The following is a 24,668-nucleotide window of genomic DNA, read 5'->3' as shown; positions in this document are numbered from 1 at the left end:
TCAGGGCCTCACATAGAAGGTGATCAGGTGGCCGTCGTCTTCGGCGATGCCGTCGAGGTGCCAGGTCTTGCCCTCCATGCGGAAGGCGCCCTGGCGATCGAACGGCTGCAGCAGGGCCTGGCGCACGCAGAAGGTGCGTTGGCGTTGCAGGGCACCGCTCTCGGTGATGCGCTCCACACCCTGCTCCACGATCACCGGCACGCCCTCAACGAGCACCGCCCCCGTGCGAGACAGGTAGTCGGCGGTGCCATCGTTCAGGCTGTCCATCACTGCGTCGTCGAGATCGTCGATAAGGTCCGAGAAACCGGCCATATCAGCGGGTCAACAGGATGTTGCCGCGCGGGCGGGTGCACAGGTGCAGCGGGTTGGACTGCGCCTCGCCCTGCACGCCCTTGTCGTACTTCATGCGTTCGAGCTTGGTGTAGTACGGCACGCCCAGGGTGTTGACCGTCTCCGTGTAGTTGGCCGGAGCAAACACCGACTTGAACAGGCCCGGCACACCGTCGGGTACCAGGTAGGCTTCGTCATCGCCCACGAAGGGCACACCGTTGACCTTGCCGCGATAGCGAATCCACAGCACACCGCCAAATTCGAACGCCTGCCGGCGGTCGCCGCGCAGGGCCGCGGCGGCTTCGTGGTTGCGATAGGTTTCCTTCACCGACTCGTCGGTGATCAGGTCCGTCCAGAAGCGTCGGCCGCACCAGGCAATCGCGCCCGTGCCGGTAGCGTTGCCCAAGGCATCTTCCTGCATGTCGAGCGCTTCGCCGGCCCGCACGCTGACGTCCACCTGACCGAACTCCATTTTCAGCTTCTGCTGCTTGATGCCGAACTGGTGGTAGAGGTCGACCAGCACGCTGCCATCCTTGTCCAGCACCTGGCCCTTGATGGCGCCGATGCGCTGGTATTCATGGGTGAGGTCGAGCTGGCCGCGCACCTTGTCCAGGCGGGCATTCACCACCGCCTGCACGCCCTGCAGCTCGGTGCGGCTGCCGAAGGCGCGAATGCCCTGGATCTCGTCGGCCATGATGGTGAACTCCTGCGGCAGGTGCACGCAGTTGAACGGGATCAGCTGACGCTTGCTGCCGATCACCACTTGCCCCGGCGCGCCCCGCGGGGCCGCCGCCACCAGTTCGAGCACGTCGCCGTCCTTCTCGATCTGCTGGGTGACGGTGGTACTGCCTTCTTCGGTAAACAGACCCGAGGCGGCGATCTGTCCGGGAATGGGATGCTCTTCGTTGATGACGGCGAGCAGCGAGGTGACGCTGAAGGCGTCGTCTTCGAAAATGGAAATCTCAGCCATGTCGGGCTCCTGGAAACGAAAAAACCCGCAGGTGCGGGCTGGGGTGTCAGCGGTAGGAAGGCCAGGGATCAGGGGCGAATAACGATGCCCTGGGCGAGCAGATCGAGGCGGCCATTGGCATCGAGGCCGGTGAGCAGGCGCTCGATCACCTCGGCGTCGCGCACGATGGCCACCGCGCGCACGTCGTTCAGGCTGGCATCCACCGGGGCGAACAGAATGCCGCCCGCCGTGCGCCGGCCATCGTCGGTGCCGCCGTCTTCATAGGGGCGCCATTCGCCCAGCCCCGCCACCACGCTCAGGGTGAAGCCGTCGCCTTCGGCAAAATCGGTGGCGCCATCGCTAAGGGTGAAACTCAGGCCCTTGCCGCTGAACGGCACGCCGACGGTGCCGGTCCCGACCACCGCGCCGAGCGGGTCAATCAACTCGAAGCTGCCGCCATTGGCCGCGGCGGCAGTGATGGTCAACTGATAATCGCCGGTGATCGCGGCGCTGGTCACCGAGGCCGCGCTGACGGTGCCGTTGCCGGTGTTTTCCGCCTTGGCCGTTGCGGTCACCGCGTTGGCGGCGGTGATCTGCGCGATCAGCGTGCCGGCGGCGAGACGGCCGGCGCCGGCGCTGAGGGTCACTTCTTCGCGGCTGCGGGTGCCGCTGGCCTCCGAGAGAAGGAATTCCCCGGCGTGTACGCCTTCGATTTTGATGCTCATGGCTGCCCTCCTGTCGAGGCTTTGGGTTTACGGCTGGCATAGATGGCGCCAGGGTCCACGACCTTGGCGGCCGGGGCCGGCTGGAGTTCGTCCAGCGGGGGTTTGTTGTTGATTTCCACTTGGCTGCTGCGCTGGACCAGCGTGTCGAATAGCTGAATGCGCGCGGCATCGGCATCCAGGCCGTCGCGGATCAGCTCGACCGCCCGCTCCGGCAGCTTGGCCAGCACACAGAGGTCACGCAGCGCCTTGGCCCGGCTGAGTTCGGCCTGGACCGCAGCGGCGCTCTTCAGGCCGCTGGCCTTGATCAGCAGCGGCGCGACGTTGGCCAGGCCGGCCGCCTGGCATTCGGCGGTAAGCTGTTCGGCCAGCGCAACCGGATCGGGCGCCGGTTCCGGCGGTGGCGCCTCCGGGTTCAGCTCCGGGTCAGACGGCGGATCTTCCGGCGCCTGCTCCTGCAGGTTGGTGACCAACTCCCGAGCCTGCGGCGGGGCGTTGCGGTAGCGGTTGAGCAGCTTGGCGTGGCCGAGCGCGGCCTTGATCTGTGCGCCGACCAGCACCTCATCGATGAAGCCCAGGGCCTTGGCCTCGGCGGCGGTCATCCAGGTGGTGGCGTTGATCTTGGCCAGCAGCTCGTCGTCGCCCAGATTGAGCGGCCGGCGCTTGTAGCAGGCCACGATCAGCTCGCGGGACTTGTCCAGCAGATCGGCGTAGGCGCGCAGCTCGGCGCTTTCGGCGCCCTGCAGCCAGTCGATGTTGGGGTTGTGGATCATGTACAGGCCGTTGTCGGCCATGGTCACCCGGTGGGCCCCTGAGACGGCCACGGTGCCGGCGCTGTAGCAGGCGCCGACGATGCGCCCCTCGCAGCGCTCGCCCAGATCGCGCAGGGCGTTGTGGATGGCGATGCCCTCCATCAGGTCGCCGCCGATGGTGGCGAAGCTCACCACCACCTTCGACTGCCCATCATCAAGGGCCTTGAGGTCGCGCACGAACACCTCGGCGCTAATGCCCCAGTAGCCGATCTCGCCATACACCATGGCTTCGATCCCCTCCTCGGTGACCCGCATGCTGTACCAGTGGTCGCGGGGCTGCTCCTGCGGGCCCAGGTTGCGGATGCGCGGCATCGGCAGCGCGCGGGCGCCCTGCATGACCAGCATCAGGCACAGCCCGGACCAGTAGTTACGCAGCGTCTTCATGGGGTTTGTCCTCTTGCTCGGTCGCTTGCGCGACGGTGTCGGTGGTGTAGTTGAGGCCCAGGCGCCGGGCGCGGGCGTTGTCCTGGGCGTTTTCGTCGTCGATGACTTCGGCGTCGTAGCCGCTGCGCAGCACGTGTTCGCTGCGGCTGTTCAGCCCGCCCTTGATCTCCAGCAGCTTGCCCTGCACGTCCTGCACCGGATGGATATAGGCCCAGCCCTGCGGTACCCAGCGCGTGCGCAGGTATTCGCGGCGCCGCTCGCTATAGGCAGGCAGGCGAATGGCGCCGGACAGCACGGCGGTGTCCAGCCAGGCGGCGCGCACCGGCCGGCAAAGCTGGTAGACGTACACGCTGAACTGCAGCTGCTCAATGCGGCGCCGGAACTCGTTGAGCAGCACGCGCAATACGCGGTCGCTGATGTCGGCCATGTCGCCGGTCAGCAGTTCGTAGGGCAGCCCCACGCCGGCGGCGACCGCCTGCAGCTGCTGCCGCATGAACTCGACGTAGGTGTTGCCGGCATCCGGTGGGTCGGAGAAGGTCACCTCCTCCCCGGCCAGCAACTCCTGCATGGTGCCGGGCTCCAGGCCGACCATCGGCGCGCCGTCGCTATCGAGCTGATACGGCTGGCCGGTCTGCGGATCGAGCTGCGGCGGCCCCTCGCTGGCGGGCCGGGTGATGAAGCCGGCGAACAGGTTCGCCACCTCCTGACGGAACAGCACCGCGTCGTCGTAGTTGTCCAGCGATTTGAGCCGCAGCAGCACCGGCGCCAGTCGCGGCACGCCGCGCAACTGGCCACCCTCCAGCGGCTCGAAGATGTGCAGCACCTGGTCCGCCGGGATGCGGTGCAGCGTGTTGTAGCTGTACTGGCTGGCGTTGGCATCACCGGGGTGCGTCTTGTACATCCAATAGGCCACCCGCTGGCCGATGCCGTTGAACTCGATGCCGGCGCGCACCGGGTTGCCGGCACGGGTGCGGAAGTTCTTCTCGGTCGGCACGAACTCCGGGGCCAGCACCTGCAGTTGCAGGGGCACGGCCAGGCCGTCCTCGACGCGGCGCGTGCGCAGTCGCACGAAGCATTCGCCGCTCTCCTCGACCATGCGCGCGATCATCGCCTGCAGGCCGTAGAAGTCGGTGAGGTTATCGGCGTCGGCTTCGTCGACCCAGTCCTCCCACAGCTGATGCAGCGCCGAGCGCACGGCGGCGTCCTTGGTCTTGGCCCGCGGCGTGATGCCGCTGCCGATCAGGCTGCTGACCCGTCGGTCGATGGCGCTGAAGGCATAGGGGTCGTTGCGCACGGCGGCGCGCGAGCGCTTGCGTAAAGTGGGCAACGCCGGAATCGCGATGGCATTCAGGGCGACGTCCGGGGCGTCCCAGCCCGCCGCGCGGCGGCCGGTGCCGGCACCCTCGTAACTGTTGCGAATGCGCTTGGGCGTGTTGCGGATACGGGCCATCAGATGCCTTTGCCTCGGTGGTAGAGCCGGCTCATGCGCGGGCGGTTCGATTGGTTGGCCGCCTCGCGCGCGGCCTGGGCGGCGTACTCGGTTTCGAGCATGCGCAGGCTGGCCAACTGGGCGCGGTCGATCTGGCGGTCGCCCTTGCGTACCGATTGGCCCTTTTCGAGGATGTCCTTGATCGACGCCCGGACCTCGTCCAGGCGCTGCTGTGCAGTTGTCATGCTGACCTCGCGGGGGGCGCTCACCGCCCCAGGTAGGCGCTGCGCGAGCTGCGCCGCGCCGGTGGTTTCGCCACGCTCGCCGGCGCGGATCGCGGCGACGGCGGGTTGTCGGGTTCGTGTGCGGGCTCCGCCGCCGGCCGCTCGGCGAACAGGCTGGATTGCGACACCGCCATCTTCAGGCGCTGCCAGTCGTTGACGCCGTAACGGTGCAGGCCCAGGTAGTGGGCCATCGCCAGGTTGTACACCAGCAGGTCGAGGCCCTCGTTGCGGTCGGCCTTGGCCTTCACGTACTCGGTGCGTTTGTGTCCGCGCACGTAGCGGGTGATCTTTCGTTCGGCGACGATCTGGTCATAGAAGTCGTCCGGTAGATCCTTGGAGAAGTGCAAGGCACCGGGGCCCTCGGCCAGCGGGTAGCGGTTGTAGATCCAGTCCTTGGCCGTGTCGGTGCCGAGCATCCACAGCTCGGCGCCCTGTTTCTCGGTGGTGCCCTTCCAAGTCACGTCGACCTTCGACGGACGCTGGGCGATCACCGGGCGGCCGGGTTTGCTGTGCCCCTTCACCGCGAACACGTTGCGCCAGCGGCGCAGGCGGGTGAACTGGTACACCTCGTCGGTGTGGTGGCCACCGGAGTCCACCGCGGTGGCAACGATGGCCAGCTCGACGCCCGAAGCGTGCCGGTAACGGTGCTTGAGCTTGTCGTCCAGCAGCGCCCAGGTGCGCTCGTCCGAAGGGTTGCCCATGATCACCTGGTGATCCACAGTCCAACGCTCCAGGCCCTCGCCCCAGCCGATCACCAGCAGCTCCAGGCGATCGCCCTGGGTGTCCACCGCGGCAGTGAGCATCAGGGCGTCGCGCGGCACGCTGCCCAGCGGGAAGTCCTCGGCGCGGGCCCGCAGCTCGCTGGCCTTGGTCATCTCCTGGGCGCTGTCCCACACCCGGGCCAAGCGGGTGTTGTAGAACACCTGCATGGGTTCCAGGTCGCCCTTCTCCTGTGCCTTGCGGGCCTTCTCGAACTGCTTGGCCAACCCGGCCCAGCTGACCCAGCCGAGCGGCGCATAGAGCGCATTCAGGTAGAAGCCCACCGTCTCGCCGTCGCCTTCGGCATGGCTGCGCCACTCGCCCGCGGCGAGCATGGCGGTCTTGTGGTGCTCCTCGATCTGCGCGTGACAGGCCGGGTTGGCGCAGAGGTAATCCACGCGGCTGAAGTCGTCGCTGTACTTGAGGTTTTCCCACTCCAGCACCTGCATGTGCCGGCAGTGCGGGCACGGCACGTAGAAGTGCCGCTGATCGCTGATGGCGTAAAGGTCGGCGATCTTCGACACGCCTTTGAGCGTCGGCGAGCTGGAGTAGTAGAACTTCGCCCGCCGGCCGAAGGTGGAGCCGCGTGCCTCGGCGATCTCGATCGGATCGCCTTCGCCGTTGAGGTCGATTTCCCAGCGGTCGATCTCGTCGCCGTAGATGTAGCGCGCCGCCAGCTCCGCCAGGTTGGCAGCCGAGCCGGCGGTGGTGCAGTACAGCGTGCCGCCTTCGAATTCCTTGGTGTCGATGGTGTTGCGCGCATCGCGCGAGCGCGGCTTGGCCACGCGTTCGCGCAGTTCGGGCACCGCGTCGATGGTCTTGCTGATCCGGCTCGATACCCGCTTGGCCAGACCCATGCTCGGCAACAGCGCGAGGATGTTGGCCGGCGCCATGTGAATGCAGCCGCCGATCCAGTTGAGCGCGATCTGCGTCTTCATCAGCTGTGAGGCCACCATGGTGACCACCCGTTTGGCCGGGTGATTGGGCGACAGGCAGCGCATCGGCTCGCGGGCGTAGGGGGTGCGCTCGGTGTGGTACTTGCCGGGCTCGGCGGCGCCGGTTTCGCGGGGGATGCGCTGGTAGGCATCGGCCCACTCATCGATCCAGAGTTCGGGGTCGGGCTTGAGCCCTCGGCGGTATGCCGCGCGGTACGTGGCGGCACCGTCGGCATACGGGTATTCCATGGCTCAGTCGGCCTCCTCGGCCTCGTGTTCAATGACTCTGCCCGGCGCAATCAGCCGGTCGGCATCGTCCAGTACCTGGCGCAGCAGGCTGGTGAGCCGGCGCTCCATTTCCCAGGGATCGTCGAGGGCGATCAGCTCGCCGCTGACCTTGGCCGGCAGGCCCATCAGCAGGTCGCGCAGGGTGCGGGCAATCTCGAAGCCGGTACGGTCGACGGCGTCGCGCTCCACCAGCTCGCCGCGGCCCTTGCGGAACTCCTCTTCGGCCAGCAGCGCCAGGAAGTGCTCGCGACGTGCGCGGGCCTTCTGGAAGTCGGGCAGCTTGTCCGGGTTCGGCGCCGGCTCATGGGACGGTGCAGTGGGCGCCACCAGGGCGTGCACGCCCTTCTCGGCCCGGTCGCGCTGGTGGCGGTTGGCAACGCCGACCTTGCTCGGGTCGGCGGTGCTGGCGAGCAACGCATCGGTCGCCTCGGCGTCCACCCGGCCGGCGGCATCGAGCACCAAGCGACCCTGCTTGGCCAGCTTGGAGACATAGGCGCGCGACCAGCCGCGGCTATCCGCGTACTCCGATTTGGTAATGAATGACATGCGGGCTACCTGTTAACCGCGATGAACCAGCGGGTTAACCCGGTTAACCCTGTTAACTAACTTCCAGGGGCTGCCACTGACACGAGAACGCGGCTCCAATTACCCTTGCCGGTCCCCGCTTACTGGGGCCCCCGGCCCCAATCCGCACTCAGCGGGCCGACCGGCGTGGCCGGTCTGACAGGGTGCCGGCCAGGGCCTTCTGCACCGCCAGGTCGATGTTGGCGGACAACTCGCGGTCGGCGACGCGGGCCACGATGCCGTGGAAGTCCAGGCGCGCCCGGTAGCTGGGTTGCCGCACGAAGGCGAGCACCACGGCGATGCTCGCTCCCCTACGCTCGGCGATGCCAATCGGCGTCTTGCCCCGGCGCATCACGAAGAACGCCTGGGCGTGCCCTTTACGCTGACTGCGCCGGCTGCGGCTGGCATTGCCGGTATAGCCATCGCGGTCGGCGATCTGCAGGCCGCTCTTGAGCTGGGCGATCTGCCCCTGACTCAGGTTGCCGTAGCGATCCAACCGCGCGCCGGCCCCCGGCACAATGAAGCGTCCCGGCGGCAGAATGCCCTTGGCTCGAAGCAGCCGCTCCAGGCCCTTCTGCTCCCGCGTACCGCCGAATACCTCGGCCTTAAGCCAGCGATCCGGGGCGATGTCCTTGGAGGTGCGGTAGTCGTCGATCCACAGCGCGGCGGCCAGGCTGCTGGGCTTAGCCTCGAAGACCTTGATGCTTTTCAGCGTCCAGGGCGTGGGCCGGTCGAAGACGCTGGCCATCTCCCGGTGCAGCGCGTTGCGCGCCTGATAGGCGGAGTGACTCAGCGCATCGGCCATTACCTGGCGCGGCAGATCGCCACCGAGAAAGGCCAGCTCGCCGAGGGCCTGCTCGATGCCAAGCGGTTCGACCTTGGCCCTCATTCGGTCGGCGGCGAGGTCGGCGGCACGTCGCACGCGCCAATGCGCTTGGCCAGTGCCCGCTCATACAGCGCGCTGGCCACGTCGGCGCCCATGGTGGCGACCACGCAGCCGATGGCCACCGCCACCAGCACATGAGCACCGGCCGCCCACACCAGGGCGAAGGTGGCCAGGCCGAACACCGCCGAAGCGCCGGCCCGCAGGCCGATACGCTTGACCAGCGCCCAGCCGCTCAGCCCCGCCTTGTCGGCGCGCCATGCCTCGCCGGAAAAGCCCGCTACCACCGCGATAATGGCAACCGCCCATAGCGGTACATCAGCCAGCACCTGCGCCTGCTGCTCGTTCATGTTCACCTCGGTAGCGTCGAATAGGTGCCGGCCGGAGCCGGCGACGGCGCCTTGACCAGGGCGGGGAACCCAGGCGCCGAAACGAAAAAGCCCCGCCGTTTCCGGCAGGGCTTGGGATAGGTGGCCCCTTGCGGGGCCGGGTACAGGTCGTGGGGTACCCCTTCCTTGGGGCATTTGATAAGGACCGTACTGGCGACCATCTTAGCGAAGCGGCAGGCCCGGACAATCACCGGAACTCCACTCGGCCTGTAAGCGATTTGCCATAGCGCCAGAAACAACAAACCCGGCACGGTGGCCGGGTTTGCATATGGCAGTGGCGATATCAGTATGTATCAACAGAACTGATCTTCGCTTCCTCGAAAGCTACCGTAGCCGGCGCTTGAAACTTCCAGCGCTCACCGGGACCAATGTCCGAACCGTGAGCGATGGTATTGCCGACGATGACCCCACCCTTGTAGAGCTTGAACTTAACGAAGGCACTCTTGATGGTCTGCTCCGTTATGTTACTAGCTATGCCTTCAATTGCTGGAAGCCCATTCACATGCACCACTTGAAGATCGCTGATCGTGAGTGATTCCTGGGCGGAGGCTACCCCTGCAAAGAGCAACCCAATTACGGCTAGTGCCTTGCGCATATTCACTGCTTCCTTGGCTATGTACAGGGAACCGTCTTCTACACACCACGGTTCGCGTGGTCAACAATGGAACAAAACAATGGCTAGGTAGGCTGAAAGAAAACCCCGCCGGGGTGGGCGGGGTTTGCAGGTGCCCGGGCTGGGTAACCCGGGCTTTCGGCACAGCACTGTGCGCTCTGTTGCTCGCTAGGCGTACCTATCGAATCGTGGGGACTTTGTACCCCTGTAGTGACAAACCGAAAACCCCCAATTAACGGTTGTTCCTGACGGGGGCTTGCCGGGGCGCTACGGCGCCGACTGGCGCCGAGTCGCCCGACGAACGGTCAACGCCCGCCCGACGATGAAGCTCAGCACCTCGGGCCGCATGCGCTCTCGCAACCTGCTGCACGGAAGCCTGGCGCATGCGGTCGCCCTCCCGCTTCGACTCACGCCGCATACGGACGGCGAGCTCCTGACGCGACTTCAGCTCCACAGCAACCAGCTCATGCAGCCGATCCAGCAGCCGGAAGTACGCCCTGCGCCCGGCTTCGGCTCGCCCCAGCTCAAGGTCGCGCACCTGCTCGGCCACTGGCAGCGCCGGCTCGTAGGTGTAGCGCCGCGCAGCCAACCGCACGAGCAGCTCACCGCCTTCAACGCGGCCAACCGCACCGAGCGCCGCCTCCACCTCGCTGGCCACGAAGTCCGGCCCCGCACCCGCCAGCAGCATCCGCGAGCCAGCAGAGCCAGTGCGCGGCGGGCAACCCTTCCACTCCACCAACGTCCCGGCCGGGCTGCCCAAGCCACCGCTCGGCGCGCCACAACGCACGAACTCACCCCAATGCTTCAGCACCGCTTCAATCGCCTCAATCATGGCCCGTCTCCCCCTCGCCAGAACCAACCCAACACAAAAACGCCCAACCCAACACACACCCAACACACTTAAAACCCAGCAAAATCAATGCTTTCAAAGCATCTGTGCTAGGTGTGTTGGGTTTGTTGGGGTTTTCAGTCCTCGCGTGAGAGAAAAAACCGCCTCCACCTTGAGCCGCTGTAGTCGCAGAAAATGAATGCGCGCACGCCTGGGCGCGCGGGTAAACCCAACACACCCGACACAGCCGGCCAAAACCCGTGCCGCACAAGGCTTGCACCTGTGTAGGGTTGCCGGAACCGACCCAACACAAACCCAACACACCCAACACAACACCGGGCGCACTCATGCCGCACCTACCTTGACGTGATCCCATGAATCCACACTCCACCCGCCCAAACGCGCCCGCTCTCGCCATTCCGCGACGTGCTTGCCCAGCTCGGCCGCTGACAAGGATGGTGGCAGGAAGGCACCTTCATCGGAGGGGAAGAAGAACGTTCCGAACCGTCGCCCATGGCCTGATGACCAAGGGATCGCCCGCGTCTTCTCCATGCCAGGCGCCGTGCTGATGAACAGCGAGAACTTCGTCTGGCTCATCGAGTGCTCTTTGTTCCGGTGGCACCACTCCAGAAACAGCGAGTAGAGATCCGTGCTCAAGCACGCCCCCCACAGGTTCCTGCCAAGCTCGCCGACCTGCCACAGGTGCAGAAAGGTCTGCCAGCTCGCCCGGCTCAACGCCACCAGCCGTTCTCGGGCTGGCGTAACCGGTGGCTTCGTCTGAGGGTCGAAGTCGCCCAGGTCGACGCTCAGCAGCCAGCCATACAGCGCCTCGACGCCACCGTTGGCCAACTCATGCTTGATCGCCTTCTGGCGCTCGGCCGGCAGCTTTTCCTCGGGCCACATCACCAGGAAGCGGCGGTCGCTGTCGCTGATCGGCCACGGCATGATCTCGTTGGACAGGAACACCGCATTCATGTGGCTGGCTTCCTCCCAGCCGTTCACGAACTTGCTCTCGATGCGCACCGTCTGCCCGGTGATCAACTGCTTGATCTTGCCCACTTGGTTGTAGCGCTGGTCGCGCGAGACGACTTCCTCGAACACCGCCCACAGCTTGCCGCTCTGCCAGGCGTTGAAGTTGCCCTCAAGCTGCGTCTGACCCACCGTGGCCGAGTACTGGCCGTACAGCATCCCCATCACCACCGAGAACAACAGGCTCTTGCCCGATCCCTCGATGATCGAGTGCATCAGCACCGCGGTATCCATCTTCGCGCCCGTGTGCTGCAACGGATACGCCAACCACCGGGTCAGCCACTCCACCGCCTTCTCATCGTGGTTGCACAGGAAGGCGATCAACCACCGTAGGTTCTCGCACGCCGCCAGGTCGGCCGACGGCTCCAGGGGCAGGCCTTCGAACGTGTTGATGTACACCGCCGGGTCATGCGTCATCGTTGGGTCGAACACGATGTGGTTCATATCCACTACGCGACGTTCCGGGCTGTTCAGCCACAAGCTGTACGCATCGCCCAGCGCCATCTTCACCGCGCCCTCGGCAATGCGCCGTTTCTTCGCGTAGTCCCACACGTCCTTGGTGCCGTCGATGTACACATAGCGAACCAGCGGCGGCATGGTGATATCCCCCACCGCCTTGCCCGCCATCGTCCGGGCCTGCTCAATGTCGCGCACCCACTCCTCGCTGACCCGCTTCTTCGTCGAGTCAGTGACCGCGCTCCATTCCTTGAATTTGTCCTTGCCCACGTGCGCCTCGAAGGCCGCCCGCTTCATCTTCTTCGCCTTGTCGATGTCCCACACATGGGTGGTGCCTTCGATCAACGCATACCGCCGCAACAGGCTCTTGAGGCTCAGCCCCTCCCCCGTCCCCCCGTTATCGGAGCTGCCGGGCTCGCCGCCGGCCTCTGGTTCCGTTGGGGCCGGGGGAAGGTCGCCCACAGGCGGCGGTTCCGGCGGCCGGGGCGACGAACGCTTATGCTCCATGCCCAGCTCCCGCGCCGCCGCCTTGATCGCCGCTTTGGTGTCGCCGTTGTGCTCGAGGATGCAGAACACATCGAACGCATCGTTCATGTGCTCGTTGCAAAGAGGGTCGCTGCTGTGGTGCGAGTACAGGCGCTGCTCGCCCTGCTCATCCACCACATTCACCCCCGGCAAGCCGGTGGAACTCTGTGGCGCGAGCCACTTACGCCCGCGCTGGATGTAGCCGTGGCGTTGCAGCAGCGTCTCGATATCCGTGGCCCGGTTGAAGGCGTCGATCACCGAGGGGTGGTCACCGGCCTCTTTGCGAGGCGGCGAACTCTTCTTCACCTTCGCCGGTGGCTTGGCCGCGGCCGGCGCCCAGGGGCAGACTTCCAGCGCCGTGCGTTTGAAGATGTCCCACAACTGCCAGGTCTTCACCAGGTCGCTCGGCAACTCCGGCAGCCCATCGGTAGGCGGGTTGCGCCAGGTGTAGGGCTGGCCGGTATCCGGGTGGATCGAAGGCGGCAGCACATCCTGCACCGCCCCGGCCCGCAGCTCGAACACCGTCACCGGCGCGAACTCCTTCTGCCGCGCTTGCATGGCCTCGATCTGCTGCTTGTTGCCCGTCTCCCGCGCCGTTTTCAGCGCCGCCGTGGCCAGCTTGTGCTTGCTGCCGTCCGGGTCCTGCGGGTTGGGCCAGCTCAGCGAGTGGCGGTTGAACTCCAACCCTTCCGGCACCTTGAACATGATGCGAAAGCGCGCCGGGTTGCCCACCAGCGTCGGGTACACCGCCACCAGGTCATCCAGGTTGATGCCCAGCACGTCGCTGAACACTTGGCGGCAATACTCCACATGATCGACGTCGAGCGAACACACACCGCTCGGGCCCAGCACCACCCCCATGTTGTGTTTAGGGTGCGCCGACCAGAACGCCTCGGCCTGATCGGCATCCGTGATGTACCCGCCCGGCTTGTTCCAGCCGTTGCCCTTCGGGGCTTTCTGCCCCGGTTCGATGGGCACCAGGGCCAGGTTGAGGGTTTCGATGTAGCGCCGCGCCCAGGCGGCAATCGGAGTGGGGCTCCCTGCCTGCGTCATTCGACAGCCCCCTGCTCCTTGCCCTGCTGGGCTTTATTCCAGGCCTCGCCAAGGCCATGGATAGTGAAGGCATCTACAGAATGCCCACATTCAGGGCAATGCAGGCTGTAGAACGCCCCATGATCGGTGCCCAGCAAGGCGCCCTGATAGCCGCAGTGACAGGGCTTGATCTTTTCCTCCCCGCTCATCGCCGCCCCTCCAACCACGCCTGGCAATCCACGCAGAAGCGGCAACCCGGCACTGCAAGGCGCCGGGCTTGGGGAATATCGATACCGCAGTTTTCGCAGTCCTCGGCGCTCTCGCCCTGATACTGCACGCGGTTGTCGAGGGTCTGCTGCAGGCGTGCTTCCTGCGCCGCCTGCGCCAACTCGAGGAAGCGCTCATCCATCCTGGCGGCCCTCCATTGCGGCGCGTGCGCCGGCCATGATGCCAAGCACAGCACGGATTACCTCGTTGCCGTGGTGCTCGAGCAGCGCCACCTCGTGCGGCTCCCATTTGTTGTCAGCAGCCCCGCTATGCAGGCTGCCGACGAACTCGCCCTCTTTCTGCAACAGCTCGCCCACCGCACGAAGCGCGTCATGGGTGGCCGGTACCGGGGTTGGCTTGAACCAAACCGCCCCGGCCGGGCGCATCAACGCATCCAGCAGGCGCGGGTCCTGGGTGGCACCGACAATCTCTTCCAGTTCGTCAGGCGTCGGCCAGCGGCGCTCCTCGGTGAGCTTGAGTTTCTTCTGAAGGGTTTCGATATCCATGCCCAGGTCATGGGCCAGGGCAGTCAAACCGCCCTTGTAGTCGCGCCCGGAGCGATATAGCGCCTGGCGGAGAGAAAGAACCGGACCAGCGTCCGGCAGTAAGTCTGTGCGACTCATAACCGTAAATGCCCCCTTTACGGTGTAGCCATCGCGCAGGGCAAGCCCTACTCTATGGCCACGACCGATGCAGTGCTGTGTCGTCGTAAGCCGAAGCAAGGAGGTCAGAGACCTTGCCCGGCACCCCGCCGGCGCGGGAGGTCAGATTCCCGCGCCGGCAATTTCAAGCCGCTTTGCTGCGGCGGCAGCCTACGAGACGTATCTCGTAAGCCTGAAAACCGCCTGCCGGCAGTTGCCGGACACGAATATCGCGCCCGGATTTCATCATTTGGGACACGGCGCTTTGCGTGACCCCAAAGAGTTCTGCCAATTCAGGTTGACTCTTCCCCTTTGCAAAATCGGCCAGGGGCTGGCCATTGAATTCGTCCATCACGGTTTCCTCGATGGGTGGTCGGCAGGATATTAGTAGCACTTCTTTTAAAGCGCAACACAAAAAGCAGTGCAGCTATTTGGCGAATATAAGCCCCGCTTATACATTTGGCATATGGACATATCCCCCAAAGAACAAAGGGCAGAAGCGGATCGCCTGAAGGCCATCTACAAAGCCCGAAAGCAGGAAGACCGCAGCCTCACCCAAGAGCGCATAGCTGAGCTATGTGGCTGGTCTGGCCAGAGTGCTGTGAGCCAGTACATGACGGGGAAGATCCCCCTGAACCTGGCTGCATTGCTGAAGCTCGCTGCCGCATTGAAATTTCAGCTCGCCGATGTGAGCCCCAGGCTCGCTGGCCTAATTGAGCAAAAGCACCCACAGGCGCCAGATGCGGTTCCGAGCAGTCTCACCAGAGAACATCCCACCCTCTACCCAATAGAGGTATGGGACGATGGAACACCCCTCGGCCCAGACGAGGTCGAGTTGCCCTTCTTCCAGGAAGTCGAGTTATCAGCTGGCAAGGGGTCAGAAGTAATGCTTGAAACAGGGGGACGGAAACTCCGCTTTGGTCGCCGCACATTACAGCGGAAAGGCGTAGAACCTGAAACAGCAGCCTGCGTGCCAGTCACTGGCAATAGCATGGAACCAGTTTTGCCAGACGGCAGCACCGTTGGAATCGATACGGCCTCCACCCAAGTGCAAGACGGCAAAATGTACGCCCTCGATCACGGCGGGCAGTTGAGGGTTAAGCTGCTGTACCGACTCCCCGGCGGCGGCCTCCGCTTGCGGAGCTACAACTCCGACGAGCATCCCGACGAGCGTTACGAAGGCGATTATGTTGAGGACCACATCAGAGTGATCGGGAAGGTATTCTGGTACTCAGTGCTCCTTTAACGCTGAAATGAAGAGCTGCCAAATGGCGGCTTTCTAATGCCCAAAACAAACTTTATAAGCATCACTGTTGACTTGATAAATTAGTGGAGCTAATTTTAGCCGCGTACCCATTCTCTGACCTTCGGAGTACGCGAAATGCAAACGACACAGCACACTTCTACCTGCCAGGTGCATGCACACCCGGCGCTCCAACCCGCCCTCGTCTTTGAACTGCGGCGCCAGGCGCGCGACGCGGGCTGCCAGTACGTCACCAGCGAGAAACGCCGCCGCGCTCTGCAGAGCAGCACCGGCCCGTTCGGGGGTGACGCAGCATGAGCCAGATCCTGATCGGCCTCGCTGGCCACGCCCGCGTGGGTAAGGACACCGTTGCCCGCTACCTGGCGGCACACCTCACCCTCATCAGCTACGCCTTCGCCGACCCGCTCAAGCAGGCCCTGGCCGGCATGTTCCACCTCACCGCCGCCCAACTGGAAGGCGCCGAAAAGGAGCAGCCCCTGCACTGGCTGGGCAAGTCCCCGCGCGAGCTGATGCAACTGCTCGGTACCGAATGGGGCCGCGACCTGGTGCACCCGCAGCTCTGGCTGCTGCTCGCCGAGCAGAACCTCCAGCTACTGGCCGAGCACAACCAGGCCATGAAAGGCGTGGTGATCCGCGACGTGCGCTTCGACAACGAGGCGGACTGGGTGCGCAGCAAGGGCGGCGTGATCCTGCACATCATACGGCCGGACGCAGAAGCGGTCGCAGAACACGCCAGCGAGAACGGTGTGCGCGTCTATACGTTGGACTACACGCTGATCAACGACGGCTCGCTGGAACAGCTCTACGACTCGGTTGACCGCTTCATCAGCTGCCTCCAGCGCTACCGCTCCCGCGCCGCGTGAGGTCCTACTCCATGAATCGAACCACCAAAGAAGCCGCCAAGCTGCTGGGCGTTCGCCACAGCACACTGCGCGAGCGCCTGCGGACCATCCGCGCCATCAATGCCGACGGCTCGCTGGCCGCCCAGCACGTAGGCAAGGGCAACCTGTTCATAGACGTGCGCTCGCGCTGGAACCCTCACCTCGGCAAATACAGCCACTACGGCGTGCTGATGGTCACCGAAGCCGGCATTGACTGGCTGGCCAAGCAGCTCGGCGTAGCAATCACGCAGGTAACCAGCAAGGAAAGCGCCGCATGATCAAGCCAAACCCCATCATCGACGCCATTGGCGTGGTCAAGCTGGCCGGTATGCACTTCCAGAACCCGACAGCCGTATCGGCCAGCGTGGTTCGCGACGCATCCGCCGAGGTGTTGCAACGGCTGGAGTCCATCCAGCCGGAGGCCCTGCAACTGGTGACGCTCTACATGCACCTGCTGGCGATCACCCCTGTGGGCTGGCTACCGCACGTCACCCTCACCACCGACCCGCTGCGCCCGTTCGGCGCCGTGGTCACCGACGAAGCCGGCAACATCGCCGCCAGCGACAAGGCCAAATGTGTCGACAGTCTGGTCGATCTGTTGCGGCTACGGCTGACGGCGGGGTGTGGGGAGGCGCTGGCATGACGACGCTGGAACTCCTGCAACAGCGCTGGAAGGCCAATAGCCTGCCGCTGGACCAGGTGCGCGAGCACTACTTCCCGCACATCAAGACAGAGAAGCGCCTGCGTGCCCTGATCCGCGCCGGGGAGGTCAGTCTCCCCACCTTCAAGCACATCGATTCCCGCCTTGCGCCATTGCATGTGCGCCTGGCAGACCTGGCCGCTTACCTCGACTCCAGGGCCGAGAAAGCGGCTTAAAACGGGCACTCGCCCATCACAACCTAAGAGGCACAGCACATGAAAGCCACTGATGCGTCCGAGTTTCTCCAGTCCCTCAACGCAGGGGTGTTCGCCCAGCAACTGGGACAAGCCCTCTCCAACGTCGCCGCCGGCTGCGTGGAGTTCGGCAAGCAGGGCCAGGTCACCGTCACCTTCAAGCTCAAGCAGATCGCGCAGAGCCACCAGGTGAACGTCACCCACACCCTGGACTTCGTGGAGCCCACCAAGCGCGGCAAGCGCCGCGAGGACACCACGCTCGACACCCCGCTCTATGTCACCCCGGACGGCCTCCAGCTGTTCCTCGAAAACCCCACCGGCCAGCTGTTCCAGAAGAGCGACACGCCCGTTCTGGCCCGCAGTTGACCCTCCACCCACGTTCCCTCTCTGACACCACAAGGAACTGATCCATGTTCGACAAAGAAGCACTGCAACTCCTGCTCTCCACCGCCGTGGCAGGCGCCAACCAGACCGTCGAGACCGGTGGCCATCGCCTGGCCTTGCTGCCCGAGACCATCCGCCCGATCAACCTCGAGCAGTACCAGGCGCAACGCGACCGCTTCCGTGGCTCGCTGCGCACCCACTCCCTGCCCGACTTCGCCAACTATGTAGAGCGGCACACCACCACCGAGTCCAATCCGGCCGGCTTCGTGGATCAGGACGCGATGAGCGCCACGGTGATCTTCAACCTGGGAACCGAGACTCAGCCGGGCCACGGCGACGACACCGCCACGCTCACCCTCAAGCCCACCGCCGCCTACGTCGCCCTGCAGGCCATTGTTGGCAAGCCACTGAGCCAGCAGGCCCTGGCCGAGTTCCTTGAAGATTGGATGCCGCACTTGATGGCCGGCGCCGGCGATGAGTCCCTGGCGATGCCAGCGGCGATCAACGCCGTGCGACGCATGAAAATCACGGCCACCAGCAGCCGCGACAGCGAGGTAGGCGACCTCTCCGCACGCCGCAGCGCCATGGACGAGATCGAGGCGCGTAGCCTGGAGACCATGCCGACCACCTTCATCTTCACCACCCGCCCGTATGAGCCGCTGGAGCCGGCGAGCATCACCCTGCGCGTCTCGGTCATCACCGGGCGCGACGAGCCGCTGCTGAAGCTGCGCTGGGTCGGTGAGGACGCTCAGCGCGAAGGCTTCGCCGACGAGTTCAAGCGCGTGCTCGATAGCGCCGTCGGCGGCTTGGTACCGCTGACCATCGGCACCTACCAACAAGGCAAGTAACCACCCCCGTTGCAACACCCCGCCGCCGGACTCTGACAGCTATTCCCGGCGGCGGGCTCTACGAGGACACAGCACATGCAAACCACCACCATGCTTACCCTGATCATCGCCGCCCTGGTGCTGGCTCTGATCGGCCTGGCCGTCTACACCCGCCACTCGGCAGGCAGCGCCCGCGCCAATGGCTATGACCAAGGCTACGACGACGCCAAGCGCGCCCACGACGACCGCATTGCGGCGCTGCACGAGGATATCGAGCACCTTCACCGCACGCGCACCAACCTGGTAGCCGAACACCGTCTGGAGCGTGACGCGATCATGCAGGACTGCGACGCGCGCATTGCCATCTATGCCCGCCGCGCACTCACCGCCGACGACATCCTCACCCTGCGCGTCGTCAACAGCCAACTGCTACTGGCCGTGCAGACCTACACCAACCTCAAGCTGCTCGACCAGGCGCCCTTCACCAACACCGCCGTGCAACGCTTCGGCCAGGTGATCGACCGCATCGCAGCCGCTCTACCGGACGATCCGGCCAGGCCGGAGGATGGCATTCTCGCCATCGCCGCCAATGTCTCGCCAAACGGCAAGAGCTGGCTGGTCCACGGCCCGCAGGCCTGCGGAAAGACCCACAACGCAAAGGCCATCGCTGCAGCCCTCGGCCTGACCGACATCCTTGACGACTGGCAGCCCGGCATGCCAGTCCCCACCACCAAGACCCTGGTGCTGACCAACGACACAGGCCCCTTCCCGCCGTTCACCCGCCGCATCCTCACCTTCGAGCAGGCCATGAGCCTGGTGGCCTCCAAGCTGGAAGCAGCAGCATGAGCTGGATACTCACTATCTCGGCCCGAAAGTTCGACCTGCTCAACCCCACCGCAGCCATGGTCCGCACCTCGGATATCGTCCACGCCCTTAGCTTGGTCTGCCGCTTCACCGGTCACTGTGCCTTCCACTACTCGGTGGCGCAGCACAGCCTGTTGGTGGCCAGCATCCTGGAGCGTGATGGCCACAGCGCCGAGGAACAGCTTGCCGGCCTTTTGCACGACGCCTCCGAGGCCTACGTCAACGACCTGACTCGCCCGCTCAAGCTGCTGCTCATCGAGGCCGCCCGCCAGCGCAACGAGGTCTGGCAGTCCATCCTGGCCGAGCACTGCCCAGGGCCCGAGAATCAGGGAATAGCCCTGAAGGCCGCCATCCGCCACCTGCTCCCCAACGAACAGGGCCAGGGCCTCAGCGCCCTGGTCGACGTATACCAGCAGATCGAGGACCGCGTGTGGTTCGCCATCTGTGAGCACTTCGCCATCGACCCCGACCTGCCGGCCAGCGTGAAGCACGCCGATATGGTCGCGCTGGCCACCGAAAAGCGCGACCTGCTGCCCGAGCACCCGGAGCCCTGGGCCTGCCTTGAGGGCTTAGAGCCGATGCCTGGCCGCGTTGTGCGTACCGGCTACGAGGAGGTGCGCATCATGTTCCATCGGCGCCTGCTCGAGCTGCTGTCCACCACCCACCGCGGGAGGGCAGTGGCATGAGCACCATCCACGACCCTATGAAGGAAGTCATCAGTCTGCACGGCCTGGGCTTCATCCAAGTCCAGCTGCAGGGCAACCAACGTCTGCACGTCTGGCACCCTGACCTACCGCGCCGCCGGTTCTTCGAGCACTCGGCAATTCATAACCACCGTTTTGGCTTCGAGTCGCAGGTGCTGGTCGGCCAGATGATCAACATCAACTATCGGGCCATTGACGCACACGAAGAAGACGCCACCCACCTTCTCTACATGCATGAAGGCCCGCGCACCGCCCGCGGCGGACGTCCCTGGATGCCAACCCAACCGGTAAGCATGGTCGAGCAGGGCTTCGCCGTGATCTACGCCGGAGGAAGCTATCGAATGTGCGCCTACGACTTTCACCGCACTGAGGCCGACGGCGACGGTCGCGCGGCCACCCTCATGACCAAACTCGGCGAAGGCAAGGCTGGAGCAATGTCCAGTTGCCTGATCGGCGTGGAACCGGACACCGACTTCGACCGCTTCCAGTTGCCGCCGGCCGAGCTGTGGCGCTTCGTGCTGGACGTACTAGGCGGCCAGGGTTTGACGGTGAACAGCACAGAGGTGGCCGCATGAACAACCTCTACCGCATCCACCCCCAGCCCAGCTTCAACTTCGGTGGCCTGGTGATCGACAACTTCGCCGGAGGAGGCGGGGCCTCCACGGGTATCGAAATGGCCCTGGGGCGCCCGGTTGATATCGCCATCAACCACGACCCCGAAGCCGTCGCCATGCACGAGATCAACCACCCACACACCAAGCACTACTGCGAGAGCGTGTGGGAGGTGGACCCGCGCGAGATCACTGGCGGCCGCCCCGTCGACCTCGCGTGGTTCAGCCCGGACTGCAAGCACTTCAGCAAGGCCAAGGGCGGCAAGCCGGTGAAGAAGGAGATTCGCGGCCTCGCTTGGGTTGCCATCCGCTACGCAGCAACCGTGCGACCGCGAGTCATCATGCTGGAGAACGTCGAGGAGTTCGTCACCTGGGGGCCACTCGCCGAAGGGCGCCCCTGCCCGAAGAACAAGGGCCGTACCTTCAATAGCTTCGTCAACGCCCTGCGCCGCCACGGCTACCAGGTGGAATGGCGGGAGCTGCGCGCAAACCAGTACGGCGCAGCCACCATCCGCAAGCGTCTGTTCCTGATCGCGCGCTGCGATGGCTCGCCCATCGTCTGGCCCGAAGCCAGCCACTTGGCGGCGACCAGCCCCGAGGTGAAGGCCAAGCGAGCGCAGCCCCAACGACTGGCCGCCGATATCATCGACTGGTCTATCCCCTGCCCGTCTATCTTCCTCTCCGAGGAGGAAGGCAAGGCACAAGGCGTGCGCCGCCCGCTTGCCGAAGCCACTATGCGCCGTATCGCCCGAGGCATCCAGCGCTTCGTGCTCGACGCCGAGGAACCCTTTTTAGTCAAGGTGAACCATGGCTACGACTACTTCCGCGGGCAACCCCTGGACGCGCCGGTGCAGACCATCACCAGCAAGCTGGGTACCGCGCTGGTTGTACCCAAGCTGGCTCCCTTCATCACCGAGCACGCCAACGGCAGCACCCAGCGCAACATGCCAGCCAACGCCCCACTGCGCACCATTTGTGCCGAGGTGAAAGGCGGCCACTTCGCGCTGATCGCCCCAACTCTGGTGCAGCTCGGCTACGGCGAGCGCCCAGGCCAGGCACCGCGCGCGCCAGGCCTGGACAAGCCTCTCGGCACAGTCGTAGCCGGCGGCGGTAAACACGGGCTGGTAGCAGCGTTCCTGGCTAAGCACTTCGGCGGCAACTACACCGGCCCAGGCGCGAGCCTGCAGGCCCCAGCGCCAACCGTTACCACCCGCGACCACAACGCGCTGGTGACCAGCCACCTGGTGAAGCTGCGCGGCACCTGCCAACACGGCCAGCCTGTGGTCGAGCCACTTCACACAGTCAGCGCCCAGGGCAACCACCTCGGCGAAGTGCGCGCGTTCCTGCTCAAGTATTACGAAACCGCCGTCGGCCAGACTCTGGACGAACCACTCCACACCATCACCACCAAGCACCGCATAGGGCTGGTCATGGTCAAGGGCGAGCCCTATCAGATCGTAGACATCGGCATGCGCATGCTCGAACCCCACGAGCTGTACGCCGCACAGGGCTTTCCGGCTAGCTACATCCACGACCGGACCCTGACCAAGCCCAAGCTCTCCAAGGCTGCGCAGGTGCGCATGTGTGGTAACAGCGTCTGCCCACCGGTAGCTGCCGCCCTCGTCCGCGCTAACCTGGGCGAGCAGCAGCAAAGCGAGGAGGCAGCATGAGCGCTCGCAAACCCCACGACATGCGCGCCCGCCTCGAGCGCAACTGCCGGGCACTGGTGCGTACCAACCACGCCGCCGTGATCAACATCGATCCGGCCGGCGGGCAGCACCTGGTGAACTGGAAAACCGGCGCGCTGATCATGTCGCGCCCGATGGTTGACGCGGTGTGCGACTTCGCCCACCCCTGGTGCATCTACATCAGCGCCCTGTGCATCGACCAGTTCGGCCAGCGCTATATCAAGAGCACCGAGGTGGCGCCGCAAGGCGTCTACCTCGCCGGCCAACTCACCGAAGTAATCGAGGCTTTCTACCGCCAGCACCTCGACGGCTGCAACAAGCAGCACATCGTCAGTTCCGGCTGGATCGCCATCCCCAACAGCATGACCCTGGACGAAGCCCAGGCCGCCCGCATCTTCGAGAAGTTCGGCGCTTGGCCGATTATGGAGGCAGCATGAGTCCGCAGTTGGAGCGCTACATGCGCGAGGACCAAGTGTTGGAAGTAACCACCTTGTCGCATGCAACTCTGTGGCGCGAGATCAAGGCTGGCCGCTTTCCCAAGCAAGTTCGCCTTTCGCCTGGCCGGGTGGGCTGGCGAGCATCAGAAATAAACCGCTGGCTGAACAACCCAGCGGGCTGGCAACAACCAGAGGCGGCCTAGCCGCCTTCATGGTTTCACCTTGGCAACCTTAACCAACCAGGTAGCCCACTGCCTCAACCCTTCACGCTTTTCCTTCAGGTAGTCGTATCGGTCGTAGTGCTTCGATGAAACATCATTGAAAGCGTGCCCCTGGATTCGATCGCGCAACTCCTTGCTAAGCCCCGCGATGCCCATCAGGGTCTTGCACGAGCGCCGAATGTCACGCAGCGTAAATGGCCCATTGAACTTGTCCTTGTGGCGACCATAGAGCTTGGTCACCGCTCTGGATAGCGACTGCACGTTGATTGAGCTGTTTTCGTACCGTCCAACAAAGGGGTAGTCGCCCTTGTCGTCTATCGCCTCTGCGCGCTCCAGGCATCCCTTGCTCAGCGCGTTCAGCGGCACGACATGCATTTCGCGCTCACCTTCTACTCCCTTGCGGCTACGGATTACGTAGTGGTCCTTGTGGTATGCAGAGCGCGGCGCCGCAACAACCTGTTCCGGCCGCTGGCCGCCGCTGGCGATAAGGAACTTCAGCAGCTCTGCGGTGATCAAGCTCAACTGCTCGGGCAACAGGTTCCACAGGGTGGCCAGCTCTTCCTGTGAAAGCACCCGCTGTCCGGCACGCTCCCAATCGTCCTGCACCGGAATACTCGCCACCGGGTTGAACTTCAATCCGAAACGTACCGATGCCTCGCCGTAGTTCCTGGGATTGAACTCCTGCCCGAGCCCATGCTGGAAAGCTGCATGCAGCATCGAACGCACCCGGTTGCAGTAGGTAGTCACTCCATCGCCGATCATCTTGGCCAACACATCGCGGATGTCGGACGGCTCAATCGAAGCCGCAGGCCGCCGCACCAGATGCGGAAATGCTTCACTGACGTACTTCTTCAATGCCCAGCGCACATTCTCGACCGAGGCCGCACCCTCGGTTTTCAGCTTGCCAACGTAGGAGTCGATCAATTGCTGTAGGGTGCCGTCACTCTCAGCTATTGGCGAGGCATCCCGACACTTCGCCCGGGCATCCGCTAGGCCCAAGGCAGGCCAGACGCCAAGCTTGCGCTGCTTCTTCTTCCCCCCAACGTGCCACTGGTAGTAAAACTCCTTAGTTCCATTTGCACGCACCTTAAGGAGCAAGACCCCCTCTCCACGCGCGCCACGGCCGTCGGACATCACATAGTCCTTCCCCTCGGCCTTCAGACTCCTGACTTGCTTTTCCGTGAGCATCTAGTGACAGTATCCGGTGACAGTTGTCCCGAACTAACACGATTCTAGCCGAGACAAATTGAGACAGAGCCATAACCCTCCAGCCCTTACAGAACGTGGACTCTAGCACCTTACGGACACTGCACGCGATACCCTGATATCTGACCCTATATAGATTCCCAAGCTCATGACGAGGGTTCGATTCCCTTCGCCCGCTCCAGAATCCAAATGCTAAAGCCCTGTTTTTACAGGGCTTTTTCGTTTCTGGCGCCTAGTGGTGTCGAAGAAGTGTCGAAATCGAAAGCTGCTTAGGCTCAGCCAGACAAAGCGTGAATGACGTGCTCCGGGTCTATGTAGATGGCACGCAGCAGCGCCTTAGCCGGGCCGGCAGGCTCGCGTCGGCCTTGCTCCCAGTTGCGCAGCGTACCGAGCTGAACATCGATCATTGCGGCAAACTTGGCCTGGGTAAGGCCAGTAGCCTTGCGAATCTCCTTCACCCGGAGCGCGTCTACAGTGAATTCACGTGAAGGTGAATCGCCCCGGGTTTCGTGGAGGCCTTAACTCTTGAGAAGATGAGGCTATGAGAAAATCCACGACCTACTCCCC

General features: G+C 64.4%; 31 protein-coding genes and 1 pseudogene. 13 read left to right on the top strand and 19 right to left on the bottom strand.

Going from position 1 to position 24,668, the window contains the following annotated elements; genetic code table 11:
- The 17 genes from ACWKV7_RS20650 to ACWKV7_RS20570 form a co-directional block, all read right to left on the bottom strand.
- Positions 1–312: a hypothetical protein gene (locus tag ACWKV7_RS20650; protein WP_483859580.1), complete on the bottom strand. Its 312-nt coding sequence runs from the start codon at positions 310–312 to the stop codon at positions 1–3.
- A 1-nt stretch (position 313) separates the two neighbouring features.
- Complete coding sequence (locus tag ACWKV7_RS20645) at positions 314–1,300, bottom strand: major capsid protein (RefSeq protein ID WP_483859579.1); 987 nt, start codon at positions 1,298–1,300, stop codon at positions 314–316.
- Positions 1,301–1,368: 68 nt separating this feature from the next.
- On the bottom strand, positions 1,369–2,004 hold the full coding sequence (locus ACWKV7_RS20640) for a head decoration protein (protein ID WP_483859578.1): 636 nt from the start codon (positions 2,002–2,004) through the stop codon (positions 1,369–1,371).
- Positions 2,001–3,197, bottom strand: a complete 1,197-nt coding sequence (locus ACWKV7_RS20635; protein ID WP_483859577.1) for a head maturation protease, ClpP-related — start codon at positions 3,195–3,197, stop codon at positions 2,001–2,003. Before ACWKV7_RS20635 ends, ACWKV7_RS20640 begins: the two co-directional genes overlap by 4 nt.
- Complete coding sequence (locus ACWKV7_RS20630) at positions 3,181–4,647, bottom strand: phage portal protein (RefSeq protein ID WP_483859576.1); 1,467 nt, start codon at positions 4,645–4,647, stop codon at positions 3,181–3,183. Before ACWKV7_RS20630 ends, ACWKV7_RS20635 begins: the two co-directional genes overlap by 17 nt.
- Positions 4,647–4,871 carry a hypothetical protein gene (locus ACWKV7_RS20625; RefSeq protein WP_483859575.1) on the bottom strand — a complete coding sequence of 75 codons (225 nt, stop codon included), beginning with the start codon at positions 4,869–4,871 and terminating at the stop codon, positions 4,647–4,649. The genes ACWKV7_RS20630 and ACWKV7_RS20625 overlap by 1 nt, the downstream gene beginning before the upstream one ends.
- Before the next feature lie 20 nt (positions 4,872–4,891).
- Positions 4,892–6,853 carry a phage terminase large subunit family protein gene (locus ACWKV7_RS20620; protein WP_483859574.1) on the bottom strand — a complete coding sequence of 654 codons (1,962 nt, stop codon included), beginning with the start codon at positions 6,851–6,853 and terminating at the stop codon, positions 4,892–4,894.
- A 3-nt stretch (positions 6,854–6,856) separates the two neighbouring features.
- The gene (locus ACWKV7_RS20615) at positions 6,857–7,438 is read right to left on the bottom strand and encodes a terminase small subunit (protein WP_483859573.1); all 582 of its coding nucleotides are present in this window, start codon (positions 7,436–7,438) and stop codon (positions 6,857–6,859) included.
- Between the two features lie 148 nt (positions 7,439–7,586).
- The gene (locus tag ACWKV7_RS20610) at positions 7,587–8,378 is read right to left on the bottom strand and encodes a hypothetical protein (protein WP_483859572.1); all 792 of its coding nucleotides are present in this window, start codon (positions 8,376–8,378) and stop codon (positions 7,587–7,589) included.
- Positions 8,342–8,689, bottom strand: coding sequence for a phage holin family protein (locus ACWKV7_RS20605; RefSeq protein ID WP_483859571.1), 348 nt, complete (start codon positions 8,687–8,689; stop codon positions 8,342–8,344). Before ACWKV7_RS20605 ends, ACWKV7_RS20610 begins: the two co-directional genes overlap by 37 nt.
- Before the next feature lie 322 nt (positions 8,690–9,011).
- Entirely contained in the window at positions 9,012–9,323 is a 312-nt protein-coding gene (locus tag ACWKV7_RS20600; protein WP_483859570.1) for an FxLYD domain-containing protein, read from the bottom strand.
- A 250-nt stretch (positions 9,324–9,573) separates the two neighbouring features.
- Entirely contained in the window at positions 9,574–10,173 is a 600-nt protein-coding gene (locus ACWKV7_RS20595) for a hypothetical protein (RefSeq protein WP_483859569.1), read from the bottom strand.
- A gap of 342 nt (positions 10,174–10,515) precedes the next feature.
- Entirely contained in the window at positions 10,516–13,233 is a 2,718-nt protein-coding gene (locus ACWKV7_RS20590; protein ID WP_483859568.1) for a bifunctional DNA primase/polymerase, read from the bottom strand.
- On the bottom strand, positions 13,230–13,421 hold the full coding sequence (locus ACWKV7_RS20585) for a hypothetical protein (RefSeq protein ID WP_483859567.1): 192 nt from the start codon (positions 13,419–13,421) through the stop codon (positions 13,230–13,232). Before ACWKV7_RS20585 ends, ACWKV7_RS20590 begins: the two co-directional genes overlap by 4 nt.
- Positions 13,418–13,621, bottom strand: coding sequence for a TraR/DksA C4-type zinc finger protein (locus tag ACWKV7_RS20580; protein ID WP_483859566.1), 204 nt, complete (start codon positions 13,619–13,621; stop codon positions 13,418–13,420). The genes ACWKV7_RS20585 and ACWKV7_RS20580 overlap by 4 nt, the downstream gene beginning before the upstream one ends.
- Positions 13,614–14,102 (bottom strand): phage regulatory CII family protein, encoded by a 489-nt coding sequence (locus tag ACWKV7_RS20575; RefSeq protein WP_483859565.1) that lies wholly within the window; start codon positions 14,100–14,102, stop codon positions 13,614–13,616. Before ACWKV7_RS20575 ends, ACWKV7_RS20580 begins: the two co-directional genes overlap by 8 nt.
- 163 nt (positions 14,103–14,265) lie before the next feature.
- Positions 14,266–14,472, bottom strand: coding sequence for a Cro/CI family transcriptional regulator (locus ACWKV7_RS20570; protein WP_483859564.1), 207 nt, complete (start codon positions 14,470–14,472; stop codon positions 14,266–14,268).
- 114 nt (positions 14,473–14,586) lie between these two features.
- Between ACWKV7_RS20570 and ACWKV7_RS20565 the strand changes: the two genes are divergently transcribed.
- The 13 genes from ACWKV7_RS20565 to ACWKV7_RS20505 all read left to right on the top strand — a co-directional run bounded on the left by ACWKV7_RS20565 (position 14,587) and on the right by ACWKV7_RS20505 (position 22,877).
- Positions 14,587–15,366, top strand: coding sequence for a S24 family peptidase (locus ACWKV7_RS20565; RefSeq protein ID WP_483859563.1), 780 nt, complete (start codon positions 14,587–14,589; stop codon positions 15,364–15,366).
- A gap of 311 nt (positions 15,367–15,677) precedes the next feature.
- Complete coding sequence (locus ACWKV7_RS20560) at positions 15,678–16,247, top strand: deoxynucleotide monophosphate kinase family protein (RefSeq protein ID WP_483859562.1); 570 nt, start codon at positions 15,678–15,680, stop codon at positions 16,245–16,247.
- 11 nt (positions 16,248–16,258) lie between these two features.
- Positions 16,259–16,543 (top strand): hypothetical protein, encoded by a 285-nt coding sequence (locus ACWKV7_RS20555; RefSeq protein ID WP_483859561.1) that lies wholly within the window; start codon positions 16,259–16,261, stop codon positions 16,541–16,543.
- Positions 16,540–16,908, top strand: a complete 369-nt coding sequence (locus ACWKV7_RS20550; RefSeq protein ID WP_483859560.1) for a hypothetical protein — start codon at positions 16,540–16,542, stop codon at positions 16,906–16,908. The genes ACWKV7_RS20555 and ACWKV7_RS20550 overlap by 4 nt, the downstream gene beginning before the upstream one ends.
- A complete protein-coding gene (locus tag ACWKV7_RS20545) occupies positions 16,905–17,141 on the top strand; it encodes a pyocin activator PrtN family protein (protein WP_483859559.1) in 237 nt (78 codons plus the stop codon). The genes ACWKV7_RS20550 and ACWKV7_RS20545 overlap by 4 nt, the downstream gene beginning before the upstream one ends.
- Before the next feature lie 39 nt (positions 17,142–17,180).
- A complete protein-coding gene (locus tag ACWKV7_RS20540; protein WP_483859558.1) occupies positions 17,181–17,525 on the top strand; it encodes a hypothetical protein in 345 nt (114 codons plus the stop codon).
- 44 nt (positions 17,526–17,569) lie between these two features.
- Entirely contained in the window at positions 17,570–18,391 is an 822-nt protein-coding gene (locus ACWKV7_RS20535) for a DUF2303 family protein (RefSeq protein ID WP_483859557.1), read from the top strand.
- 75 nt (positions 18,392–18,466) lie between these two features.
- On the top strand, positions 18,467–19,216 hold the full coding sequence (locus ACWKV7_RS20530) for an ATP-binding protein (protein ID WP_483859556.1): 750 nt from the start codon (positions 18,467–18,469) through the stop codon (positions 19,214–19,216).
- Entirely contained in the window at positions 19,213–19,920 is a 708-nt protein-coding gene (locus tag ACWKV7_RS20525; RefSeq protein WP_483859555.1) for a phosphohydrolase, read from the top strand. The genes ACWKV7_RS20530 and ACWKV7_RS20525 overlap by 4 nt, the downstream gene beginning before the upstream one ends.
- Positions 19,917–20,513: a hypothetical protein gene (locus tag ACWKV7_RS20520; RefSeq protein WP_483859554.1), complete on the top strand. Its 597-nt coding sequence runs from the start codon at positions 19,917–19,919 to the stop codon at positions 20,511–20,513. The genes ACWKV7_RS20525 and ACWKV7_RS20520 overlap by 4 nt, the downstream gene beginning before the upstream one ends.
- Positions 20,510–22,219 (top strand): DNA cytosine methyltransferase, encoded by a 1,710-nt coding sequence (locus tag ACWKV7_RS20515; protein WP_483859553.1) that lies wholly within the window; start codon positions 20,510–20,512, stop codon positions 22,217–22,219. Before ACWKV7_RS20520 ends, ACWKV7_RS20515 begins: the two co-directional genes overlap by 4 nt.
- Positions 22,216–22,674 (top strand): hypothetical protein, encoded by a 459-nt coding sequence (locus ACWKV7_RS20510; RefSeq protein ID WP_483859552.1) that lies wholly within the window; start codon positions 22,216–22,218, stop codon positions 22,672–22,674. Before ACWKV7_RS20515 ends, ACWKV7_RS20510 begins: the two co-directional genes overlap by 4 nt.
- Positions 22,671–22,877, top strand: a complete 207-nt coding sequence (locus tag ACWKV7_RS20505; protein WP_483859551.1) for a helix-turn-helix transcriptional regulator — start codon at positions 22,671–22,673, stop codon at positions 22,875–22,877. The genes ACWKV7_RS20510 and ACWKV7_RS20505 overlap by 4 nt, the downstream gene beginning before the upstream one ends.
- Positions 22,878–22,883: 6 nt before the next feature.
- On the opposite strand, the gene ACWKV7_RS20500 is transcribed toward ACWKV7_RS20505, so the two are convergent.
- Both ACWKV7_RS20500 and ACWKV7_RS20495 read right to left on the bottom strand, forming a co-directional pair.
- Positions 22,884–24,029, bottom strand: a complete 1,146-nt coding sequence (locus ACWKV7_RS20500; protein ID WP_483859550.1) for a tyrosine-type recombinase/integrase — start codon at positions 24,027–24,029, stop codon at positions 22,884–22,886.
- A gap of 347 nt (positions 24,030–24,376) precedes the next feature.
- A pseudogene (locus tag ACWKV7_RS20495) lies at positions 24,377–24,604 on the bottom strand (helix-turn-helix domain-containing protein); the annotation flags it as partial.
- Positions 24,605–24,668 lie beyond the last annotated feature (64 nt).

This window comes from Zestomonas ipomoeae, assembly GCF_057128665.1.
Note: the sequence above shows the minus strand (reverse complement) of the source record. Positions and strands in the feature narration are given on the sequence as shown.

Excerpts from the sequence above, each read along its gene's own strand:
- ACWKV7_RS20650 (WP_483859580.1), bottom strand. The coding sequence starts at position 312 with ATGGCCGGTTTCTCGGACCTTATCGACGATCTCGACGACGCAGTGATG.
- ACWKV7_RS20645 (WP_483859579.1), bottom strand. The coding sequence starts at position 1,300 with ATGGCTGAGATTTCCATTTTCGAAGACGACGCCTTCAGCGTCACCTCG.
- ACWKV7_RS20640 (WP_483859578.1), bottom strand. The coding sequence starts at position 2,004 with ATGAGCATCAAAATCGAAGGCGTACACGCCGGGGAATTCCTTCTCTCG.
- ACWKV7_RS20635 (WP_483859577.1), bottom strand. The coding sequence starts at position 3,197 with ATGAAGACGCTGCGTAACTACTGGTCCGGGCTGTGCCTGATGCTGGTC.
- ACWKV7_RS20630 (WP_483859576.1), bottom strand. The coding sequence starts at position 4,647 with ATGGCCCGTATCCGCAACACGCCCAAGCGCATTCGCAACAGTTACGAG.
- ACWKV7_RS20625 (WP_483859575.1), bottom strand. The coding sequence starts at position 4,871 with ATGACAACTGCACAGCAGCGCCTGGACGAGGTCCGGGCGTCGATCAAG.
- ACWKV7_RS20620 (WP_483859574.1), bottom strand. The coding sequence starts at position 6,853 with ATGGAATACCCGTATGCCGACGGTGCCGCCACGTACCGCGCGGCATAC.
- ACWKV7_RS20615 (WP_483859573.1), bottom strand. The coding sequence starts at position 7,438 with ATGTCATTCATTACCAAATCGGAGTACGCGGATAGCCGCGGCTGGTCG.
- ACWKV7_RS20605 (WP_483859571.1), bottom strand. The coding sequence starts at position 8,689 with ATGAACGAGCAGCAGGCGCAGGTGCTGGCTGATGTACCGCTATGGGCG.
- ACWKV7_RS20600 (WP_483859570.1), bottom strand. The coding sequence starts at position 9,323 with ATGCGCAAGGCACTAGCCGTAATTGGGTTGCTCTTTGCAGGGGTAGCC.
- ACWKV7_RS20595 (WP_483859569.1), bottom strand. The coding sequence starts at position 10,173 with ATGATTGAGGCGATTGAAGCGGTGCTGAAGCATTGGGGTGAGTTCGTG.
- ACWKV7_RS20590 (WP_483859568.1), bottom strand. The coding sequence starts at position 13,233 with ATGACGCAGGCAGGGAGCCCCACTCCGATTGCCGCCTGGGCGCGGCGC.
- ACWKV7_RS20585 (WP_483859567.1), bottom strand. The coding sequence starts at position 13,421 with ATGAGCGGGGAGGAAAAGATCAAGCCCTGTCACTGCGGCTATCAGGGC.
- ACWKV7_RS20580 (WP_483859566.1), bottom strand. The coding sequence starts at position 13,621 with ATGGATGAGCGCTTCCTCGAGTTGGCGCAGGCGGCGCAGGAAGCACGC.
- ACWKV7_RS20575 (WP_483859565.1), bottom strand. The coding sequence starts at position 14,102 with ATGAGTCGCACAGACTTACTGCCGGACGCTGGTCCGGTTCTTTCTCTC.
- ACWKV7_RS20570 (WP_483859564.1), bottom strand. The coding sequence starts at position 14,472 with ATGGACGAATTCAATGGCCAGCCCCTGGCCGATTTTGCAAAGGGGAAG.
- ACWKV7_RS20565 (WP_483859563.1), top strand. The coding sequence starts at position 14,587 with ATGGACATATCCCCCAAAGAACAAAGGGCAGAAGCGGATCGCCTGAAG.
- ACWKV7_RS20560 (WP_483859562.1), top strand. The coding sequence starts at position 15,678 with ATGAGCCAGATCCTGATCGGCCTCGCTGGCCACGCCCGCGTGGGTAAG.
- ACWKV7_RS20555 (WP_483859561.1), top strand. The coding sequence starts at position 16,259 with ATGAATCGAACCACCAAAGAAGCCGCCAAGCTGCTGGGCGTTCGCCAC.
- ACWKV7_RS20550 (WP_483859560.1), top strand. The coding sequence starts at position 16,540 with ATGATCAAGCCAAACCCCATCATCGACGCCATTGGCGTGGTCAAGCTG.
- ACWKV7_RS20545 (WP_483859559.1), top strand. The coding sequence starts at position 16,905 with ATGACGACGCTGGAACTCCTGCAACAGCGCTGGAAGGCCAATAGCCTG.
- ACWKV7_RS20540 (WP_483859558.1), top strand. The coding sequence starts at position 17,181 with ATGAAAGCCACTGATGCGTCCGAGTTTCTCCAGTCCCTCAACGCAGGG.
- ACWKV7_RS20535 (WP_483859557.1), top strand. The coding sequence starts at position 17,570 with ATGTTCGACAAAGAAGCACTGCAACTCCTGCTCTCCACCGCCGTGGCA.
- ACWKV7_RS20530 (WP_483859556.1), top strand. The coding sequence starts at position 18,467 with ATGCAAACCACCACCATGCTTACCCTGATCATCGCCGCCCTGGTGCTG.
- ACWKV7_RS20525 (WP_483859555.1), top strand. The coding sequence starts at position 19,213 with ATGAGCTGGATACTCACTATCTCGGCCCGAAAGTTCGACCTGCTCAAC.
- ACWKV7_RS20520 (WP_483859554.1), top strand. The coding sequence starts at position 19,917 with ATGAGCACCATCCACGACCCTATGAAGGAAGTCATCAGTCTGCACGGC.
- ACWKV7_RS20515 (WP_483859553.1), top strand. The coding sequence starts at position 20,510 with ATGAACAACCTCTACCGCATCCACCCCCAGCCCAGCTTCAACTTCGGT.
- ACWKV7_RS20510 (WP_483859552.1), top strand. The coding sequence starts at position 22,216 with ATGAGCGCTCGCAAACCCCACGACATGCGCGCCCGCCTCGAGCGCAAC.
- ACWKV7_RS20505 (WP_483859551.1), top strand. The coding sequence starts at position 22,671 with ATGAGTCCGCAGTTGGAGCGCTACATGCGCGAGGACCAAGTGTTGGAA.
- ACWKV7_RS20500 (WP_483859550.1), bottom strand. The coding sequence starts at position 24,029 with ATGTCCGACGGCCGTGGCGCGCGTGGAGAGGGGGTCTTGCTCCTTAAG.